Origin of the sequence: Streptomyces sp. NPDC058796 (assembly GCF_042745235.1) — a bacterium.
Taxonomy (GTDB): Bacteria; Actinomycetota; Actinomycetes; order Streptomycetales; family Streptomycetaceae; genus Streptomyces.
Map to the genome: position 1 here is coordinate 613,936 of NZ_JBHYOP010000001.1, position 17,296 is coordinate 631,231.

16 protein-coding genes are annotated in these 17,296 nt (G+C 73.6%); 4 read left to right on the top strand and 12 right to left on the bottom strand.

Features of this window, described 5'->3' with window-relative positions; translation table 11 throughout:
- Positions 1-18 precede the first annotated feature (18 nt).
- Both ACFW47_RS02795 and ACFW47_RS02800 read right to left on the bottom strand, forming a co-directional pair.
- On the bottom strand, positions 19-1,155 hold the full coding sequence (locus ACFW47_RS02795; RefSeq protein WP_386279460.1) for a carbohydrate kinase family protein: 1,137 nt from the start codon (positions 1,153-1,155) through the stop codon (positions 19-21).
- Between the two features lie 156 nt (positions 1,156-1,311).
- A complete protein-coding gene (locus tag ACFW47_RS02800; RefSeq protein WP_386304513.1) occupies positions 1,312-2,601 on the bottom strand; it encodes a glucarate dehydratase family protein in 1,290 nt (429 codons plus the stop codon).
- A 306-nt stretch (positions 2,602-2,907) separates the two neighbouring features.
- Between ACFW47_RS02800 and ACFW47_RS02805 the strand changes: the two genes are divergently transcribed.
- On the top strand, positions 2,908-4,263 hold the full coding sequence (locus ACFW47_RS02805) for an MFS transporter (RefSeq protein WP_386278836.1): 1,356 nt from the start codon (positions 2,908-2,910) through the stop codon (positions 4,261-4,263).
- 3 nt (positions 4,264-4,266) lie between these two features.
- On the opposite strand, the gene ACFW47_RS02810 is transcribed toward ACFW47_RS02805, so the two are convergent.
- The 5 genes from ACFW47_RS02810 to ACFW47_RS02830 all read right to left on the bottom strand — a co-directional run bounded on the left by ACFW47_RS02810 (position 4,267) and on the right by ACFW47_RS02830 (position 10,419).
- Complete coding sequence (locus tag ACFW47_RS02810; RefSeq protein ID WP_386304515.1) at positions 4,267-5,265, bottom strand: adenosine deaminase; 999 nt, start codon at positions 5,263-5,265, stop codon at positions 4,267-4,269.
- 20 nt (positions 5,266-5,285) lie between these two features.
- The gene (locus ACFW47_RS02815; RefSeq protein ID WP_386278832.1) at positions 5,286-6,191 is read right to left on the bottom strand and encodes a ribonuclease Z; all 906 of its coding nucleotides are present in this window, start codon (positions 6,189-6,191) and stop codon (positions 5,286-5,288) included.
- A gap of 23 nt (positions 6,192-6,214) precedes the next feature.
- Positions 6,215-6,568 (bottom strand): histidine triad nucleotide-binding protein, encoded by a 354-nt coding sequence (locus ACFW47_RS02820; protein WP_386278830.1) that lies wholly within the window; start codon positions 6,566-6,568, stop codon positions 6,215-6,217.
- 53 nt (positions 6,569-6,621) lie between these two features.
- The gene (locus ACFW47_RS02825) at positions 6,622-9,819 is read right to left on the bottom strand and encodes a S41 family peptidase (protein WP_386304518.1); all 3,198 of its coding nucleotides are present in this window, start codon (positions 9,817-9,819) and stop codon (positions 6,622-6,624) included.
- 72 nt (positions 9,820-9,891) lie between these two features.
- Positions 9,892-10,419, bottom strand: coding sequence for a hypothetical protein (locus ACFW47_RS02830; RefSeq protein ID WP_386278826.1), 528 nt, complete (start codon positions 10,417-10,419; stop codon positions 9,892-9,894).
- Between the two features lie 72 nt (positions 10,420-10,491).
- Between ACFW47_RS02830 and ACFW47_RS02835 the strand changes: the two genes are divergently transcribed.
- Positions 10,492-10,851, top strand: a complete 360-nt coding sequence (locus ACFW47_RS02835) for a hypothetical protein (protein WP_386304520.1) — start codon at positions 10,492-10,494, stop codon at positions 10,849-10,851.
- 7 nt (positions 10,852-10,858) lie between these two features.
- On the opposite strand, the gene ACFW47_RS02840 is transcribed toward ACFW47_RS02835, so the two are convergent.
- The 4 genes from ACFW47_RS02840 to hrcA form a co-directional block, all read right to left on the bottom strand.
- On the bottom strand, positions 10,859-11,608 hold the full coding sequence (locus ACFW47_RS02840; protein WP_386304522.1) for a 16S rRNA (uracil(1498)-N(3))-methyltransferase: 750 nt from the start codon (positions 11,606-11,608) through the stop codon (positions 10,859-10,861).
- Positions 11,605-12,690 carry a nitronate monooxygenase gene (locus ACFW47_RS02845; RefSeq protein ID WP_386278820.1) on the bottom strand — a complete coding sequence of 362 codons (1,086 nt, stop codon included), beginning with the start codon at positions 12,688-12,690 and terminating at the stop codon, positions 11,605-11,607. Before ACFW47_RS02845 ends, ACFW47_RS02840 begins: the two co-directional genes overlap by 4 nt.
- A 111-nt stretch (positions 12,691-12,801) precedes the next feature.
- A complete protein-coding gene (gene dnaJ, locus ACFW47_RS02850) occupies positions 12,802-13,938 on the bottom strand; it encodes a molecular chaperone DnaJ (RefSeq protein WP_073722961.1) in 1,137 nt (378 codons plus the stop codon).
- Positions 13,939-14,955, bottom strand: coding sequence for a heat-inducible transcriptional repressor HrcA (gene hrcA / locus ACFW47_RS02855; protein WP_272585749.1), 1,017 nt, complete (start codon positions 14,953-14,955; stop codon positions 13,939-13,941).
- A 193-nt stretch (positions 14,956-15,148) separates the two neighbouring features.
- Between hrcA and ACFW47_RS02860 the strand changes: the two genes are divergently transcribed.
- Both ACFW47_RS02860 and ACFW47_RS02865 read left to right on the top strand, forming a co-directional pair.
- Complete coding sequence (locus ACFW47_RS02860; protein ID WP_383279539.1) at positions 15,149-15,883, top strand: MBL fold metallo-hydrolase; 735 nt, start codon at positions 15,149-15,151, stop codon at positions 15,881-15,883.
- A gap of 34 nt (positions 15,884-15,917) precedes the next feature.
- Positions 15,918-16,736 carry a DUF3097 domain-containing protein gene (locus ACFW47_RS02865; RefSeq protein WP_383279542.1) on the top strand — a complete coding sequence of 273 codons (819 nt, stop codon included), beginning with the start codon at positions 15,918-15,920 and terminating at the stop codon, positions 16,734-16,736.
- Here the strand turns inward: ACFW47_RS02865 and ACFW47_RS02870 are convergent.
- Positions 16,714-17,292, bottom strand: a complete 579-nt coding sequence (locus ACFW47_RS02870) for a Uma2 family endonuclease (RefSeq protein WP_386278815.1) — start codon at positions 17,290-17,292, stop codon at positions 16,714-16,716. The two genes, ACFW47_RS02865 and ACFW47_RS02870, sit on opposite strands and share 23 nt — an antisense overlap.
- Between the last annotated feature and the right edge of the window lie 4 nt (positions 17,293-17,296).

Below are 17,296 nucleotides of genomic sequence, written 5' to 3' on the forward strand. Positions count from 1 at the left end.
CGGGGGTCCGGTGGGCGGTCAGGGCGCCGGGGGGCGGAAGCCGATGGTCGGGACCGCGCGGCGCAGGGGCCAGGGAGCCACCAGGTCGTCCGGGACCAGGCCGGCCAGGAAGGCGTAGCGGCTGAGGGCCGCCGGGTCCTGGTCCTCCAGCGACTGGACCTTGCGCCACCAGGTGGCGATCTCGCACCAGCCCGGCGCCGACAGCGAGCCGCCGAACTCCTGGACGGAGAGGGCGGCGGTCAGCCCGGCGAAGGCCAGGCGGTCGGCGAGCGGCCAGCCGGCCAGAGTCCCGGTGACGAACCCGGCGACGAACACGTCCCCGGCGCCGGTCGGGTCCAGGGCCTCGACCTCGATCGCCGGGACCTCGGCGCTCTCCCCCGTGCGCCGGTCCACCGCGTAGGCGCCGTCCGCGCCGAGGGTGACCACGGCGAGCGGCACGTGCTCGGTCAGGGCGTGCGCGGCGGCGCGGGGGCAGTCGGCGCCCGTGTAGCGCATGGCCTCCTCCGCGTTCGGCAGGAAGGCCTCGCAGTGCGCGAGGTCGGGCAGCGCGGCCAGGTCCCAGGCGCCGGTGTCGTCCCAGCCGACGTCGGCGAAGACCCGGGTGCCGCGGGCGGCGGCCCTGGCGATCCAGGGGGCGCTGACGCCGGGCGTGAGGGAGGCGACGGCGGCGCGCGCGCCGGGCGGGCAGTCGGGGGACGGCTCCTCGGGCGGCGGCTCGTGCCCGTGGGAGACCATCGTGCGCTCGCCCTCGTAGGCCATGGAGACCGTCACCGGCGAGTGCCAGCCGGGCACGGTGCGCGAGGGGCCCAGGTCGATGCCCTCGCCCTGGGCCAGGGCGTCCCAGCAGTAGTCGCCGTAGTGGTCGTCGCCGAAGGCTGCGGCCAGCGAGGTGCGCAGGCCGAGGCGGGCCAGCGCGGTCGCCATGTTGGCGATGCCGCCCGGGCTCGACCCCATCCCCCGGGCCCAGGACTCGGTCCCGCGCACCGGGGCGGAGTCGAGCCCGGTGAACACGACGTCGAGGAAGACGGTGCCGGTCAGGTACACGTCCCAGGGCGGGTCCTGGGGGGTGCGCAGGCCGGCGAGCGGATCGACCTGGGGCCGGTGGTGCGATCCCTCGGACGGGGCGTGGCGGTGCGTCCTCTCGTCGGCCGGCATGACGGGCATGGCGGGCACGTCGGACGCGGTGGACACGGTGGACGCTGTCACGGTGCGCTCCCTGGCATGGTGCGGACCCCGCCAGTGTGCACCACGCCGCCGACAGCGGGGCGGTGTCCGGCCCCGGCGTCACACCCCGGTGGGGCCGGCCCCCGGTCACCAGCGCGGCACGGAGGGCGTGACCCACTCGGGGTCGGCCGCCCGCATGGCGGCCGCGTCGTCGCGGTCGCGCAGACGGCCGTCGTCGTCGAGCCAGCGCCGGTGCAGGAAGGCCAGCCTGTCGCGGTCGACCTCGACGCCGAGGCCGGGGACGTCGGGGACGGCGACCCGGCCGCCGTCGAAGGCGAGCCGTTCGGTGAGCACGTCCTCGGACTGCCAGGGGTAGTGGGAGTCGCAGGCGTGGTGGAGGTCCGGGACGGTGGCCGCCACGTGGGTCATGGCGGCGAGGCTGATGCCCAGGTGGGTGTTGGAGTGCATGGAGACGCCGACGCCGAAGGTGCGGCAGACGGCGGCCAGTTGCAGGGTGCTGCGCAGCCCGCCCCAGTAGTGGTGGTCGCAGAGCACGACCTGCACGGCGCCCTTGGTGAACGCCTCCGGGATCTCGGCGAACGTCGTCACACACATGTTGGTGGCGAGCGGCACGTCGGTCTTCGCGGCGACCTCGGCCATGGCCGGGGTGCCGAGCGCGGGGTCCTCCAGGTACTCCAGGACGTCCCCGAGTTCCGCCGCGACCCGCAGGGAGGTCTCCACGGACCAGGCGCCGTTGGGGTCCAGGCGCAGGGGCTGGCCGGGGAAGGCCCCGGCGAGGGCCCGGACGGCGGCGATCTCCTCCTCGGGCGGGAAGACGCCGCCCTTGAGCTTGAAGGAGGTGAACCCGTACCGCTCGGTGAAGCGGCGGGCCTGCTCGACCACGCCGGCCGGATCGAGGGCGGCGCCCCAGTCGTCCTGTTCGCCGGCCACGCCCTCCGGGTGGCGGGCCCGCTTGTAGAACAGGTACGCGCTGTACTCCACGGCGTCGCGGACCTTGCCGCCCAGCAGCGCGTGCACGGGCAGGCCGAGCGCCTTGCCGAGGGCGTCGAGGCAGGCGACCTCGAAGGCGGAGGCGACGGACAGGCGCAGCTTGTCGGCGGTCTGGACGCCGCGCAGCCCGCCGACGTCGACCCGACCGGAGACGCGGGAGGCGTCGACGGCGACCTTGTCCGCGATGGTGAACAGGCCGTTGAGGTCGGACACCCGGCGGCCCATCAGCCCGCGCGCGAAGGGGCGGGCCAGTTCCAGGTACTTCGTGTCACCGTAGGTCTCGCCGAGGCCGGTGACGCCGTCGGCGGTCTCCACCTCGACGATCAGTCGCGGGGTGTACGGCTGGTGCAGGCCCTGGGTGTTGAGCAGGGGCGGGTCGGCCACCAGGATCGGCGTCAGGCGGACGTCGGTGACGGTGAGGTTCACAGGGCTGCTCTCCTGTCTCCGGATGTCTCCGTATGCAGATCACACCCACATATGAGAATGCAGACTAAGCAGACGCCCTGAAGGCGTCAACGCCCCTCCCGCCCCCCTCACGGCCGCACACACCGAGCCGGGCGCCCGCTGCTACCCAGACCTGAAACCACCAAACTCATGTGTGATCCAGATCACACAGTCCCGCCTGTTTGCCGCCCGTCCGCGCTTGATACAAATTGCCCGCGCGCCCCTGTCCGTCGACGGTCGTCGCCCCCTCCCTTTCCCACCCTCCTTTCGCATGCCCTGGGAACGCCCGTGTTCGCCCCCCGCACCACTCCCTGGCCCCTCGTCGCCCTGTTCACGGCCGGGTACCTGCCTCCGTACCTGCTGCCCACCACCGTCGGCAGACTCGACACCAGCCTGCCGCTGACCACCACTCAGGCGGGCGCCGTCGGCAGTGCGCTGCTGCTGAGTTCGGCGACCGCGGGCTTCCTGCTGGCCTCCCGGGTGCAGCGGACCGGCGCCCGGACGCTGGCCCGCCTCGGTCTCGCCCTGGCCGTCCTCGGCTACGGCGCCGCCTCGCTCACCACCGCGGTCGCCGCCGTCGTCGCCGGCGCGATGCTCGGCGGCTTCGGGTCGGGCACGGCCACCACGGTCGCCGCCACCCGGATCGCCGCCGAGAAGGATCCCCACCGCGCCTCCACCGCGGGCCTGCTGACCGTGTCCGCACTGGCGGGCGCGGTGTACCTGACGGTGCCGCACCTCGGGCGGGCGCACGGGCTGCCGCTCGCCGCGATCGCGCTGACGGCACTCGCGGTGTGGCCGCTGACCGGACGACTGCCGGGCGGGACCGCCGCCTCGACGGCCGCGCACGAGACCGGCACCGGCACCGACGCCCCGCTCCCCCGGCGCCGCTCGGGACCGGTCCTGGCCGGCGCGGTGCTGTGCTGGTCCATGGCGCAGAACTCCCTGTGGGGCGTCAGCGGCCGGATCGGGCTGACGCAGGCCGGCCTGGGCGACGCCGCTCTGGGGGCCGTGTTCGCCGTCGCACTGGGCGCGGGGCTGGTGGGTGTGCTGGTGGCCGGGGCGCTCGGGCCGCGGCTGGGCCGGGCGATGCCCATCGGGGCGGGGACCCTGGTCATCGCCGCCTGCATCGCCCTGACCGCGTCGGCGACCTCCCCCGCCGCCTTCGCGACCGGGGAGATCGCCTGGAACACGCTGTACCCGGTCGTGCTGTCGTACCTGATCGGCCTCGCCGCCTCGCTCGACGCGCGCGGCCGGTGGGCGGTGCTCGTCGGCTCGGCGTCCTCGCTCGGGGCGGCGGCCGGGCCGCTGGCCGGCAGTGTGCTGTCGGCGCAGGCCGGTTACGCGGGCATGGGCCTGGTGCTGGCCGTCGGTCTGCTGCTGGTCGCCGTGCCGATGACCGCCGTCGCCCTGCACACCGGCGGGCGCCCGCTGCTGCCCGGCGCGATCCGCCGCCGCGGCGGCACCCCGGCCGCGCTGGTCGCCGCCGCCACGGGTACGCCGAGCGGTGCCGTCCCGGAGGTCGGCGCGGTGGAGCAGCCGGTCGTGGAGATCGACGTGGACGCCCCGGCGCCGGCCGTCCAGCGCGCCTACGACACGGCGGGACCCCGGCAGGCCGCGGCCACACCGGGGTCCGGGACGGGCTGAGTCCTACGCCGCCGGGAACTCGTACGCGTCCACCTCCGCGAGGCAGCGCGCCCGCAGTTCCTCGTCGTCCTCCAGGAAGGAGGCGAGGAAGGAGTTGCGGGCCAGCTCCCGCAGCCGGTCCTCGGTGAGGCCGAGGGCCCGGCGCACGGCGTCGAAGTTGTCGCCGGCGTAGCCGCCGAAGTAGGCCGGGTCGTCGGAGTTGACCGTGCACATCAGCCCGGCGTCCAGCATCGCCGGCAGCGGGTGGCCGGCGAGGGTGTCGACCGTGCGCAGGCGGACGTTGGACAGCGGGCACAGGGTCAGCGGGACCCGGTCGCGGACCAGCCGCTGGACCAGTGCCGGGTCCTCCACCGAGCGCAGGCCGTGGTCGATCCGCTCGACTCCGAGGACGTCCAGGGCCTCGACGACGTACGCGGGCGGCCCCTCCTCGCCGGCGTGGGCGACGCGCCGCAGCCCGAGGGCGGCGGCGGCCTCGTACACCTCGCGGAACTTCACCGGCGGGTGGCCGACCTCGGCGGAGTCCAGGCCGACGCCGGTGATGCGGTCGAGGTACGGCTTGGCCGCCTCCAGGGTCTCCATCGCCGATGCGGCGGACTCGTCGCGCAGGAAGCACATGATCAGGCGGGTCGAGACGCCGTGCTTCTCCCGGCTGGTGCTCAGCGCCCGCCACAGGCCCTCGACGACCGTGCCCATCCCCACGCCCCGGGCCAGGTGCGCCTGCGGATCGAAGAAGATCTCCGCGTGCCGCACGCCCTGTGCGGCGGCGCGGGCCAGGTAGGCGCCCGCGAGGTCCTCGAAGTCCCGCTCGGTGCGCAGGACGGCCATCAGCTCGTAGTACAGGTTCAGGAAGGACTGCAGATCCTCGAAGCGGTACGCCTCGCGCAGGGCGTCCTCGTCCGCGTACGGCAGGGACACGCCATTGCGGGCGGCCAGCTCGAAGGCCAGCTCCGGTTCCAGGGTGCCTTCGACATGGAGGTGCAGTTCAGCTTTGGGCAGGGGCATCAGAGCATCGTACGGCGGTCTCACCGACGTTTCGGAACGGGGACGCGAGTGAGGTCGCGGGCCACGGTCAGTTCGCCGTCGTAACCGACCGCCCTCGCCTGCCGCTCGAACTCCTCGGGGTCGGAGTAGCGCTGGCTGAAGTGGGTCAGGACCAGGTGGCGCACGCCCGCGTCCCGGGCGACGCGTGCGGCCTGGCCCGCGGTGAGGTGGCCGTGGTCGGTGGCCAGGGTTTCGTCCTCGTCGAGAAAGGTCGACTCGATGACCAGCAGGTCGCAGCCCTCGGCGAGCGCGTGCACGCCCTCGCACAGCCGGGTGTCCATGACGAACGCGAACCGCTGGCCGCGGCGGACCTCGCTGACCTCGTCCAGCGGTACGCCGTTCAGGGCGCCCGCACGCTGGATGCGGCCGACGTCGGGGCCCTTGATGCCGTGCGCGGCCAGGCGTTCCGGGAGCATGCGGCGGCCGTCGGGCTCGGTGAGGCGGTAGCCGTAGGACTCGACGGGGTGCGAGAGCCTGCGGGCGTCGAGGGTGTAGGCGGGGGTGACGGCCAGGGCGCCGTCGGTGTCGACCGGGGCCTCGGTGAGGGCGACCGTCTCGCGGTAGGCGGTGGCGTAGCGCAGACGGTCGAAGAAGCGCTGCCCGGAGCGCGGGTAGTGGGCCGTGACCTCGTGCGGGACCTGGTCGAGGTTGATGCGCTGGATGACGCCCGCGAGGCCGAGGCTGTGGTCGCCGTGGAAGTGGGTGACGCAGATCCGGTTCAGGTCGTGGGCGGCGACCCCGGCGCGCAGCATCTGGCGCTGCGTGCCCTCGCCGGGGTCGAACAGGATGCCCTCACCGTCCCAGCGGAGCAGGTAGCCGTTGTGGTTGCGGTGCCGGGTCGGGACCTGGCTGGCGGTGCCGAGGACGACGAGTTCACGTACGGACATCGTGGGTTATCCGGGTCGACGGGTTATCCGGGGGGCCATTCCAGGCCCCGGCCGCCGAGGACGTGGGCGTGGGTGTGCCAGACGGTCTGGCCCGCGCCGGTACCGGTGTTGAAGATGGTGCGGTAGCTGTCCAGCTTCTCCTCGTCGGCGACCGCCTGGGTCTCGCGCAGGACGTCCGCGGCGAGTTCCGGGGCGCCGGCCGCGAGGGCTGCGGCGTCCCGGTAGTGGGCCTTGGGGATCACCAGGACGTGGGTGGGGGCCTGGGGGTTTATGTCCCGGAACGCGACGGTCGTCTCCGTCTCGCGGACGATCGTCGCGGGGATCTGGCCTGCGACGATCTTGCAGAACAGACAGTCGTCCTGTGGCTCGCCCGTCATGGGGCCTCCTCACGCCGGTGATCTTGTCACGGGCATCGTATCCGGCTACGCGGCTACGGCAGGCTCGGCGGTGTCTTCGCCGGGGTCTCCTCCAGTGCCGCCAGCGCCAGCCGGACCGCTTCGTCCAGCTGGGGATCGCGGCCCGCCGCGTGGTCCTGCGGGCGCTGCGGGACCTCCACGTCCGGATCGACGCCGTGGTTCTCCACGCCCCAACCGTAACCCTCCAGCCAGAAGGCGTACTTGGGCTGGGTGATCAGCGTGCCGTCGACCAGCCGGTAGCGGCTGTCGATGCCGATAACGCCGCCCCAGGTGCGGGTGCCGACGACCGGACCGATGCCGAGCGCCTTGATCGCCGCGTTGACGATGTCGCCGTCGGACCCGGAGAACTCGTTGGCGACGGCGACGACCGGACCCCGGGGCGCGTCCTGCGGGTAGCTGGACGGCCGCATGCCGCGCGGCAGGTCCCAGCCGACGATGCGCCGGGCCAGCTTCTCCACCACCAGCTGGGAGGTGTGCCCGCCGCGGTTCTCGCGGACGTCGACGACCAGGCCCTCCCGGGCCACCTCGACCCGCAGGTCGCGGTGGAGCTGGGCCCAGCCGGAGCCGACCATGTCGGGGACGTGCAGGTAGCCGAGCCGTCCGCCGGACTTCTCGTGGACGTAGGCGCGGCGGTCGGCGACCCAGGCGTGGTAGCGCAGTGGCTCCTCGTCGGCGAGGGGGACGACGACGGCGTGCCGGGGCTCGCCGCCGCCGGACGGGGAGACGGTCAGCTCGACCGGCTTGCCCGCCGTGCCGACCAGCAGCGGGCCGGGCCCGGTGACCGGGTCCACGGGCTGACCGGCGACCGCGAGGATCGCGTCCCCGGCACGCACGGCGACACCGGGCGCGGCGAGCGGGGAACGTGCCTCTGGGTCGGAGGTCTCCGAGGGCAGGACGCGGTCGACGCGCCAGGTGCCGTCCTCGTGGCGGGAGAGGTCGGCCCCGAGCAGTCCCTGCCGGGCCCCGGAGCCGTGGCCGCCGCGCGGCGTGACGTAGGCGTGGGAGGTGCCGAGCTCGCCGTGCACCTCCCACAGGAGGTCGACGAGGTCGTCGTGGGTGGCGAGGCGGTCGAGCACGGGGCGGTAGCGGTCGAGTACGCCGTCCCAGTCGACGCCGTTCATGTCGGGCCGCCAGAAGTGGTCCCGCATGATGCGGCCGGTCTCGTCGAACATCTGGCGCCACTCGGCGGCCGGGTCGACGGTCTGCCGGACCCGGGCCAGGTCGACGGTGATGTTGGTGTCGCTGTCCTCGTCGCCGGAGGCCCGCCGGTCGCTGGGCACGACCTTGAGGCGTCCGTCGGTCCACAGCAGCACCCGCTTGCCGTCGCCGCTGACCTCGAAGTGGTCGGCGTCCGCGGCGAGGTGCTCGATCCGCTGCTGGGCGAGGTCGTAGCGCTCCAGTTCGGTGTGCGGGTCGGGGTCGTCCGGGGTGGCGCGGGAGGCACCGAGGACGCCGGTGACCGGGTGGCGCAGCCACAGCACGCCGTCCTTGGCGGCGCGCAGCCCGGAGTAGCGGGCGGCCTCCACCGGGAAGGGCACGATGCGGTCGGCGAGGCCCTCGATGTCGATCCGGGTGGTGGGGGTGCCCTCGCTGTCGGGGGTCTCCTCCCGGTCCGGGGTCTCGAACGGGCGGCCGTGGCGCTGCGGGCCGAAGGGCGACGGGGTGGTCGCCGCGAGCGTGATCAGGTACGGGCGGGCGCCCTCGACGAAGGCCAGGTCGAAGACGTGCTCGTCGTAGACCGGGTCGAAGGAGCGGGTGGAGAGGAAGGCGAGGTGCTTGCCGTCCAGGGTGAAGGCCGGCGCGTAGTCCTTGAAGCGCAGCGGCGTCGCCTCGCTCACCGACAGGTCGGTGGTGTTGGCGAGCTTGAGCTGCCGCAGCGGGTCGGGGCCGGGGTGGGACCAGGCGAGCCAGGCGGAGTCGGGCGAGAAGACCAGGCCGGAGGCGTCGCCGTTGTCGCTGCGGTCGACCTCGCGGACCTCGCCGGTCTCGCGCTCGACGAGCAGGACGCGTCCGTCGTGCGAGGCGACGGCGGCACGGCTGCCGTCGGGTGCCATGGCGAGGTTCAGCACCCGGCCGAGCTGCCCGGCGGCGATGCGGCGCGGGCTGCTGCCGGGGGCGAGTCCGGTGGCGGGCGCGAACTCCAGGGCGTCCTCGCCCTCGGCGTCCGTCACCCACACCACCCACTCCTCGCCGTCGGCGCGGAAGGTGCGCGGCAGCCGGGTGCGGACGCCGGGCGTCGCCGCGAGGGCGCGGGCCGGGCCGGAGCGGTGGGTGACCCAGTGAACGCCGCCGCGTACGGCGACGGCGCTGCCGCGCGCGGTGTGGTCGGGGGACGCCGAACCGAACCAGCGGGCGGCGTTGACCGGGTAGGCCTGGAGGTCGACGCGCGGGCCGCCGAGCCGGACGTCGAGGCGGCGCGGCTCGGCGCCGTCCAGGTCGTCCAGCGTCCACAGCTCACCGGCGGACGAGTAGACGACGCGGGTGCCGTCGGTCGCCGCGTGCCGGGCGTAGAAGCCGTCGAGCGGGGTGTGGCGGCGCAGGTCGGAGCCGTCGGCGAGGGAGGAGTAGAGGGCTCCGGTGCCCTCGTGGTCGGAGAGGAAGGCGATCCGGTCACCGACCCAGAAGGGGTACTCGATGTTGCCGTCGAGGCCGTCGTGCAGCCGTACGAACTCGCCGCCGCCCTCGCGGTCGATCCACAGCTTGCCCGCCGTACCGCCCCGGTAGCGCTTCCACCAGGCGGCCTCGCGGCCCATCGGGGCGGACAGCAGCACGGTGTGCGGGCCGGCCGCGACGTCGCCGACCGGCCCGTACGGCAGCGTCTCGGCCGGTCCTCCGTCGAGTGGCACGGCACGGGCCCAGCTGCGGCGCAGGCTGGCCTGCCTGTAGGTGCTCAGGGCGAGGACCCGTCCGTCGGCGGTCCAGCCGCGCACCTGGGTGCGGACGCTGCCCCAGTGGGTGAGGCGCTTGGCGGGACCGCCGTCGACGGGCGCCACGTGCACCTCGGGGGCGCCGTCGCGGGTGGAGGTCCAGGCGACGGTGGTGCCGTCGGGCGAGATCCGCGGGTGGTTGACCGGCACGTTGTCGGCACTGACCCGCCAGGCCCGGCCGCCGTCGAGCGGGGCGAGCCACACGTCGTCCTCGGCGGTGAAGGCGACCAACTCGCCGTGCGGGTGCGGAAAGCGGAGGTAGGCAGGCGCTGCGGGCTGTGTCACCCCCTCACCCTATGCAGGGGCGGCGCCCGCCGACAGAGGTTTGGATCACTTACCGGCCAACGGCACGCCGGGCTACTTGCCCTCCACCGGCCGGCAGTGCGGATCGTCCGGGCACCAGATGGTCCGCGTGACGGTCACGGTGGGTCCGGGCCGCTGCTGGGAAGGCCGGTTCGCGGGAGGGGCGCCGGCGGCGTCGCAGTCGCCCAGCCCGTCGACCCGGAACCATTGCTTGCCGGCCACCTTCGCGGTCAGGTCGCCCCGCACGCAGGCACCGTCGACCACGCGGGTCACCTTGCCGTCGACGGTGATGTCCTTGCCGTCGTCCGTCTTGCCGTCGCAGTCGACGGAGGCGACGGTGCTCTCGGTCGCCGAGGCGGAGCCGCCGCCCCGGTCGCCCTCGTCGCCGTAGGAGGCGGTACAGGTGATCCACCGGACCTCCGCCTTCCGCCGCTCCAGCTCACGCGTCACGGTCTGGTCGGTCGTGAACGCCACCGAGGCGGAGCTGAGTCCGCCCGGTTCGCACCCGACGACACCACCGACGGCGACCACCGAACCGACGACCACCGGAGCCACACGCCAAATCCGCCTCGACGCCCCCATGGAGGGCAGCCTGCCACCGGTGCGGGGGCGGCGGTAGGGCGCATACGGCCACTCCTCACTACCGTTGCGCTCATGCGCGACGGACGCCGGTTGAGACGGCTGGTGGTGGACGAGGCGGCCGCCTGCGTGTGGTCGGTGCGTCACCGGCACAGTGCCGCGGGGCCGTGCCAGGAGGTGCTCACCCTGTCCCGGGACGGGACGCGGACCCGTCTGCTGTTCCGGGGCGGCGAGGGACGGTACGTCCCCGACGGCTTCCTGCCCTCGGGCTGTGTGGCGCTGGGGGACGCCGCCCTCAACCTGCACGAACCGGGCGTCGTACGGTGCTTCGTCGACGAGGCGGCTCGGCGCGGGCTGCTGGACCGGTCCGCGGACCTGGACGGCTGGGAGCTGTTCCCGGCCGTGGTCGTCGCCGCCCGCGAGACGGCCGGCTGACGGGGCTTCAGGACCAGCGGCCGGTGCGGGCCAGCAGGACGGCGGTCGCCGCGGTGCCCGCCGTGGAGGTGCGCAGGACGCTGCGCCCCAGGCGGTAGGGCCGGGCGCCGGCCTCCGCGAAGAGCGCCAGCTCCTCCGGGGAGACGCCGCCTTCGGGGCCGACGACCAGCACGATGTCGCCGGAGGCGGGGAGTTCGGTGGCGGCCAGGGGTTCCTCGCCGCTCTCGTGGAGTACGGCGGCGAAGTCGGCGTCGGCCAGAAGTGAGGCAACCTGCTTGCTCGTCGCCGCGTCCGCGACCTCGGGGAAGCGGACCCGCCGGGACTGCTTGCCGGCCTCCCGGGCCGTGGCCCGCCACTTGCCGAGCGCCTTCACGCCTCGGTCGCCCTTCCACTGCGTGATGCAGCGGGACGCCGCCCACGGCACGACCGCGTCGACGCCTACCTCGGTCATCGTCTCGACGGCCAGCTCGCCACGGTCCCCCTTGGGCAGCGCCTGGACGACGGTGATGCGGGGCCGCTCCTCGGGCTCCTCGTGGACCGCCCCCAGGTCGGTGACGACGAGGCGGTCCTTGCCCTCGGCGGCCTTCACCACGCCCTCGGTCCAGCGCCCGCGCCCGTCGGTGAGGACGACGTCCTCGCCGGGCCGCAGCCGCTTCACGGAGACCGCGTGCCGTCCCTCGGGGCCGTCCAGGACGTACTCCCCGCCGGGCAGGCCGCCCGGCGTGAGGGAGTCGACCACGAACACCGGTGCCGTCATCGGCCCGTACCTCCCGTCGTGAAACCTGACAACGCTGTCCCGGCGGAGGCGAGTTCGGCCACCAGGACTTCCACCAGCTGACCGGCGGGCAGTTCCCGCGCCATCCGGTGCCCTTGTCCGGCCCACAGGGCCATGCCCTGCGCGTCGCCCGCCTTCGCCGCCGCCTTGCGCAGGGGCGCGGTGAGGTGGTGCACCTCGGGGTAGGCGGCCGGGGCGTAGGGGCCGTGTTCGCGCAGGAAGCGGTTGACCAGGCCGCGGGCCGGGCGGCCGGAGAAGGCGCGGGTCAGTTCGGTGCGCACGAACAGCGGGTTGGTCAGGGCCTGCTTGTGCAGGGCGTGGGCGCCGGACTCGGGGGTGGCGAGGAAGGCGGTGCCGAGCTGGGCCGCGCTCGCGCCGGCCGCGAGGACGGCGGCGATCTGGCCGCCGCGCATGATGCCGCCGGCGGCGACGACGGGCAGGCTGACCGCCTCGCGGATCTGGGCGACCAGGGACAGCAGCCCGGTGCCCGAGCCGCCGGTCTCCGGACTGTCCCGGTGCGTGCCCTGGTGTCCGCCGGCCTCGGCGCCCTGTGCGATCACCGCGTCGGCGCCACAGTGCTCGACGGCCCGGGCCTCGTCCGCGGTGGTCGCGGTGACCAGCGCGAAGGTGCCGACGCGGTGCAGGGAGTCGACGACCTCGCGGCTCGGGACGCCGAAGTGGAACGACACCACCGGCACCGGGTTGTCCAGCAGCACCGCGAGCTTGGTCTCGTAGCCGTCGTCCCGGCCGCACTCGGGGTCGCCGAGCTCCGTCTCGTACCAGGCGGCCTCGCCGGCCAGCTGATGGGCGTAGACGCCGACGGCGGCCGGGTCGGCCGTCTCGGGCTGCGGCATGAAGAGGTTGACGCCGAAGGGGCGGGCCGTCAGTCCCCGCAGCTGCTTGATCTCCTGGTACATGCCGTCCGCGGTCTTGTACCCGGCGGCGAGGAATCCCAGCCCTCCCGCATCGCAGACCGCGGCCGCGAGCTGCGGCACGGAGACGCCGCCCGCCATGGGCGCCTGCACGATCGGGTAGGGGAAGAGATCGGTCAGTGCGGAGGACATGAGCGCATGTTGTCACGTCCTCCGAACAAGTCCGAATCCGGGCTTCCGTTGGCATACGCCAGGAGCATCCGCATCGGAAGGCTCCTGGCGCCCTACCTCGCCACGTGCCCGTCAGCGCCCGTTGAAGGCGTCCTTCAGACGGGAGAAGAGGCCCTGCTGACCCGGTTGGAACTGCCCCTGCGGACGCTCCTCGCCGCGCATCTTGGCGAGCTCGCGCAGCACGCGTTCCTGTTCGGGGTCGAGCTTGGTCGGCGTGGTCACCTCGACGTGGACGATCAGGTCGCCCCGGCCGCCGCCGCGCAGGTGGGTGACGCCCCGGCCGTGCAGCGGGATCGACTGGCCGGACTGGGTGCCCGGGCGGATGTCGACCTCCTCCATGCCGTCCAGGGTCTCCAGCGGCACCTTCGTGCCGAGGGCCGCCGCCGTCATCGGGATGGTGACCGTGCAGTGCAGGTCGTCGCCGCGGCGCTGGAAGGTCGAGTGGGGCAGCTCGTGGATCTCGACGTACAGGTCGCCGGCGGGACCGCCGCCGGGGCCGACCTCCCCCTCGCCCGCGAGCTGGATGCGGGTGCCGTTGTCGACGCCGGCCGGGATCTTCACCGTCAGCGTGCGACGGGAGCGGATGCGGCCGTCGCCCGCGCACTCGGGGCACGGGGTCGGGACCACCGTGCCGAAGCCCTGGCACTGGGGGCAGGGCCGCGAGGTCATGACCTGGCCCAGGAAGGACCGGGTGACCTGCGAGACCTCGCCGCGGCCGCGGCACATGTCACACGTCTGCGCCGAGGTGCCCGGGGCGGCGCCCTCGCCGTTGCAGGTGTTGCAGACCACGGCCGTGTCGACCTGGATGTCCTTGGTCGTGCCGAAGGCCGCCTCGTCCAGCTCGACCTCGATGCGGATCATGGCGTCCTGGCCCCGGCGGGTGCGCGAGCGCGGTCCGCGCTGCGACGCCGTGCCGAAGAACGCGTCCATGATGTCCGAGAAGTTCCCGAAGCCGCCCGCGCCGAAGCCGCCGGCTCCGCCACCGCCCGCCTGGGACATCGGGTCTCCGCCGAGGTCGTAGACCTGCTTCTTCTGCGGGTCCGACAGCACCTCGTAGGCGGCGTTGATCTCCTTGAACCGCTCCTGGGTCTTCGGATCGGGATTGACGTCCGGGTGCAGCTCGCGGGCGAGCCTCCGGAACGCCTTCTTGATCTCGTCCTGGGACGCGTCGCGGCGCACGCCGAGTACGGCGTAGTAGTCCGTGGCCACCTACGACTCCGCCAGGATCTGTCCGACGTACCGTGCCACTGCGCGTACCGCTCCCATCGTTCCCGGGTAGTCCATGCGGGTCGGTCCGACCACGCCGAGCTTGGCAACCGCCTCGCCGCCCGAACCGTAGCCCACCGACACGACGGACGTGGAGTTGAGTCCTTCGTGGGCGTTCTCATGACCGATACGGACGGTCACGCCCGGATCCTTCGCCTCGCCGAGCAGCTTGAGGAGCACGACCTGCTCCTCCAGCGCCTCGAGCACCGGCCGGATCACCAAGGGGAAGTCGTGCCCGAAGCGGGTGAGATTGGCGGTGCCGCCGATCATCAGCCGCTCCTCGTTCTCCTCGACCAGCGTCTCCAGGAGAGTGGAGAGCACGGTGGAGACCGTACCCCGGTCCTCGGCCTCGAAGGCCTCCGGGAGGTCCTCCACCAGACCGGGCACGTCCGTGAACCGCCGCCCCGCCACCCGGCTGTTGAGCCGCGCCCGCAGATCGGCGAGGGACGCCTCGCCGAACGGCGCCGGGCAGTCGACCATGCGCTGCTCGACCCGCCCGGTGTCCGTGATCAGCACGAGCATCAGACGCGCGGGCGCGAGCGAGAGCAGCTCGACGTGGCGCACGGTCGAGCGGGTCAGCGACGGGTACTGCACGACGGCGACCTGCCGGGTGAGCTGCGCGAGCAGCCGCACCGTGCGGGCCACGACGTCGTCGAGGTCGACGGCGCCCTCCAGGAAGTTCTGGATGGCGCGGCGCTCGGGCGCGGTCATCGGCTTGACGCCGGCCAGCTTGTCGACGAAGAGCCGGTAGCCCTTGTCGGTCGGGATGCGTCCCGCGCTGGTGTGCGGCTGGGCGATGAACCCCTCGTCCTCCAGGGCCGCCATGTCGTTGCGCACGGTGGCCGGGGAGACGCCGAGGTTGTGCCGCTCGGTGAGGGCCTTGGAACCGACGGGCTCCTCGGTGCCGACGTAGTCCTGGACGATGGCGCGCAGCACCTTCAGCCTGCGTTCACTGAGCATCGCGCACACCTCCAGAAGTCGTCGGCCCGTTGTCCTGCCTGTCTGTCCTGGCACTCACGGTGCGCGAGTGCCAGACTTCCCCGGCCCAGTGTACGGCTGTGGGGTACACCCACGGCAAGGCCGGGCACCGGGCCGGTCACCGCCGGTACGGTGCCGCCGCGCCGGGGGCGCGTGCCCCGATAGCGTCGCCGTCATGAGCGTGACTTGGGAAGAGCTGGGGTGGGAGCGGCTGGCCCCGGGGGTGGGGCGGTGCCGCCTGCCGGGGTGGGACTGCACGGCGGGGCTGGTGGTCGGCGCGGGCGCCGCGCTGCTCGTGGACGCCGGGTCGAGCCTCTCCGAGGGCGCCCGGTTGCGCGCCGCGGCGCAGGCGCTCGCCGGTCACCGTGTGACGCATCTCGCGCTGACCCACCCGCACTTCGACCACGTCTTCGGCGCGGCGGCGTTCGCGGGCGCGGAGGTGTACGGGGCGGTGGGCACCGGCGCGGTGTTCGCTCGGGGCGGACACGGGCGGGAGGCGCTGTGCGCGGAGGCGGAGGCGGAGGGGCTGGAGGCGCGGTCCGCTCAGGAGGCGGCCGACGCGCTGGTCGGCGTCCGGCACGAGGTGTGCGGCGAGTGGACCCTCGACCTGGGCGGCGGCCGGCAGGTCCTGCTGGCCAACGTGGGCCCCGGGCACACCGGCCACGACCTGGCGGTGCTGGTGCCGGGCGAGGTGGAGGTCGTCTTCTGCGGCGACCTGGTCGAGGAGTCCGGCGAGCCGCAGGCGGGCTCCGACGCCGTACCGTCCCGGTGGCCGGCCGCGCTGGACCGGCTGCTGGAGCTGGGCGGCGAGGACGCCCTGTACGTGCCGGGGCACGGGGCGGTGGTGGACGCGGCGTTCGTGCGGGCCCAACGGGACGCGCTGGCGGCACGCTTCGGCGTGTCGCGCTGATCTTGGGGCCTGGGTTCCTCGTATCGTCGGCAGAATGCGCCAGTACTCCGCCGACCTGACCCCTCCGTGGAAGAAGCCGCAGCCGGTACCCGAGGTCCCGGCCGACCCCGGTCTGGTGGTCGAGGAGCCCGGCACCGGGTTCTGCGGCGCGGTGATCGGCTGCGAGGCCGGCACGGTGACCTTGGAGGACCGCTTCGGAAAGCACCGGGTCTTCCCGATGGAACCTCGCGGCTTCCTGCTGGAGGGGCGGGTGGTGACGCTGGTGCGGCCGTCGTCGTCCCCGGGTCCGGTGCGGCCCTCCCGTACGGCGTCGGGTTCGGTGGCGGTTCCGGGGGCCCGCGCGCGGGTGGCGCGCGCCGGGCGCATCTACGTCGAGGGGCGGCACGACGCCGAGCTGGTCGAGAAGGTCTGGGGCGACGACCTGCGCATCGAGGGCGTGGTGGTGGAGTACCTGGGAGGTGTCGACGACCTCCCCTCGATCGTCACCGAATTCGCTCCGGGCCCGGACGCGCGGCTCGGGGTCCTGGTGGACCACCTGGTGCCGGGTTCGAAGGAGTGGCGGATCGCGGAGTCCGTGACGAGCGAGCACGCGCTGGTCGTCGGCCATCCCTACATCGACATCTGGGAGGCGGTGAAGCCGTCGTCGCTGGGGATCGAGGGCTGGCCCCGGGTGCCGCGCGGCCAGGACTGGAAGACGGGGGTGTGCCGGGCGCTGGGGTGGCCGTCGGAGAACACCGGGGCGGTGTGGCAGGCGATCCTGGCGCGGGTGGGGTCGTACAAGGACCTGGAGCCGGCGCTGCTGGGGCGGGTGGAGGAACTGATCGACTTCGTCACGGGTAGCGGTGGGGCCTGACGCCGGTGAAGGTGCCGAACTCGCTGGTGTCAAGGTTGGTGCCGAGCATCTCCAGCGGCAAGGGATCACCGAACTTCACCGTCAGTTGCGCCTGGTAGTCCGCGTCCTCTCCGTCCCCGGCGGGCAGCGTGAACAGGACACAGTGCGCCATGATCGGGTCGACTACCAGGTAGGCCGGGACCTTGCCCGCAGCGTAGATCGACCGCTTGATGGTGTAGTCCCGGATCACGCTGGTCTTGGACACGACCTCGACCACCAGCGTCAGAAGTCCCGACGGCAGCAGTCGGCCCGACCCCGGCAGGGCGTCGCGTGCGAGGACCACGAGATCGGGCACCGGCTCGCTGGCTTCGTCGATGATGTCAACGTCCTGAGTCTGCAGCCTCGACCAACGTCTGCGCGGAATCTGGTCCAGTACGTCTTCCACGATCATGTTGTGGACCAGGTCAGGGGTGGCCATCATCACGATTTCCCCCCGGAGAAGCTCGACCCGCACACCCTCGGGAGGCTGGAGCTCCTCGAAGTACCTGGTCATCCCGCGCTCGTCCACAGCGGTCATCTCC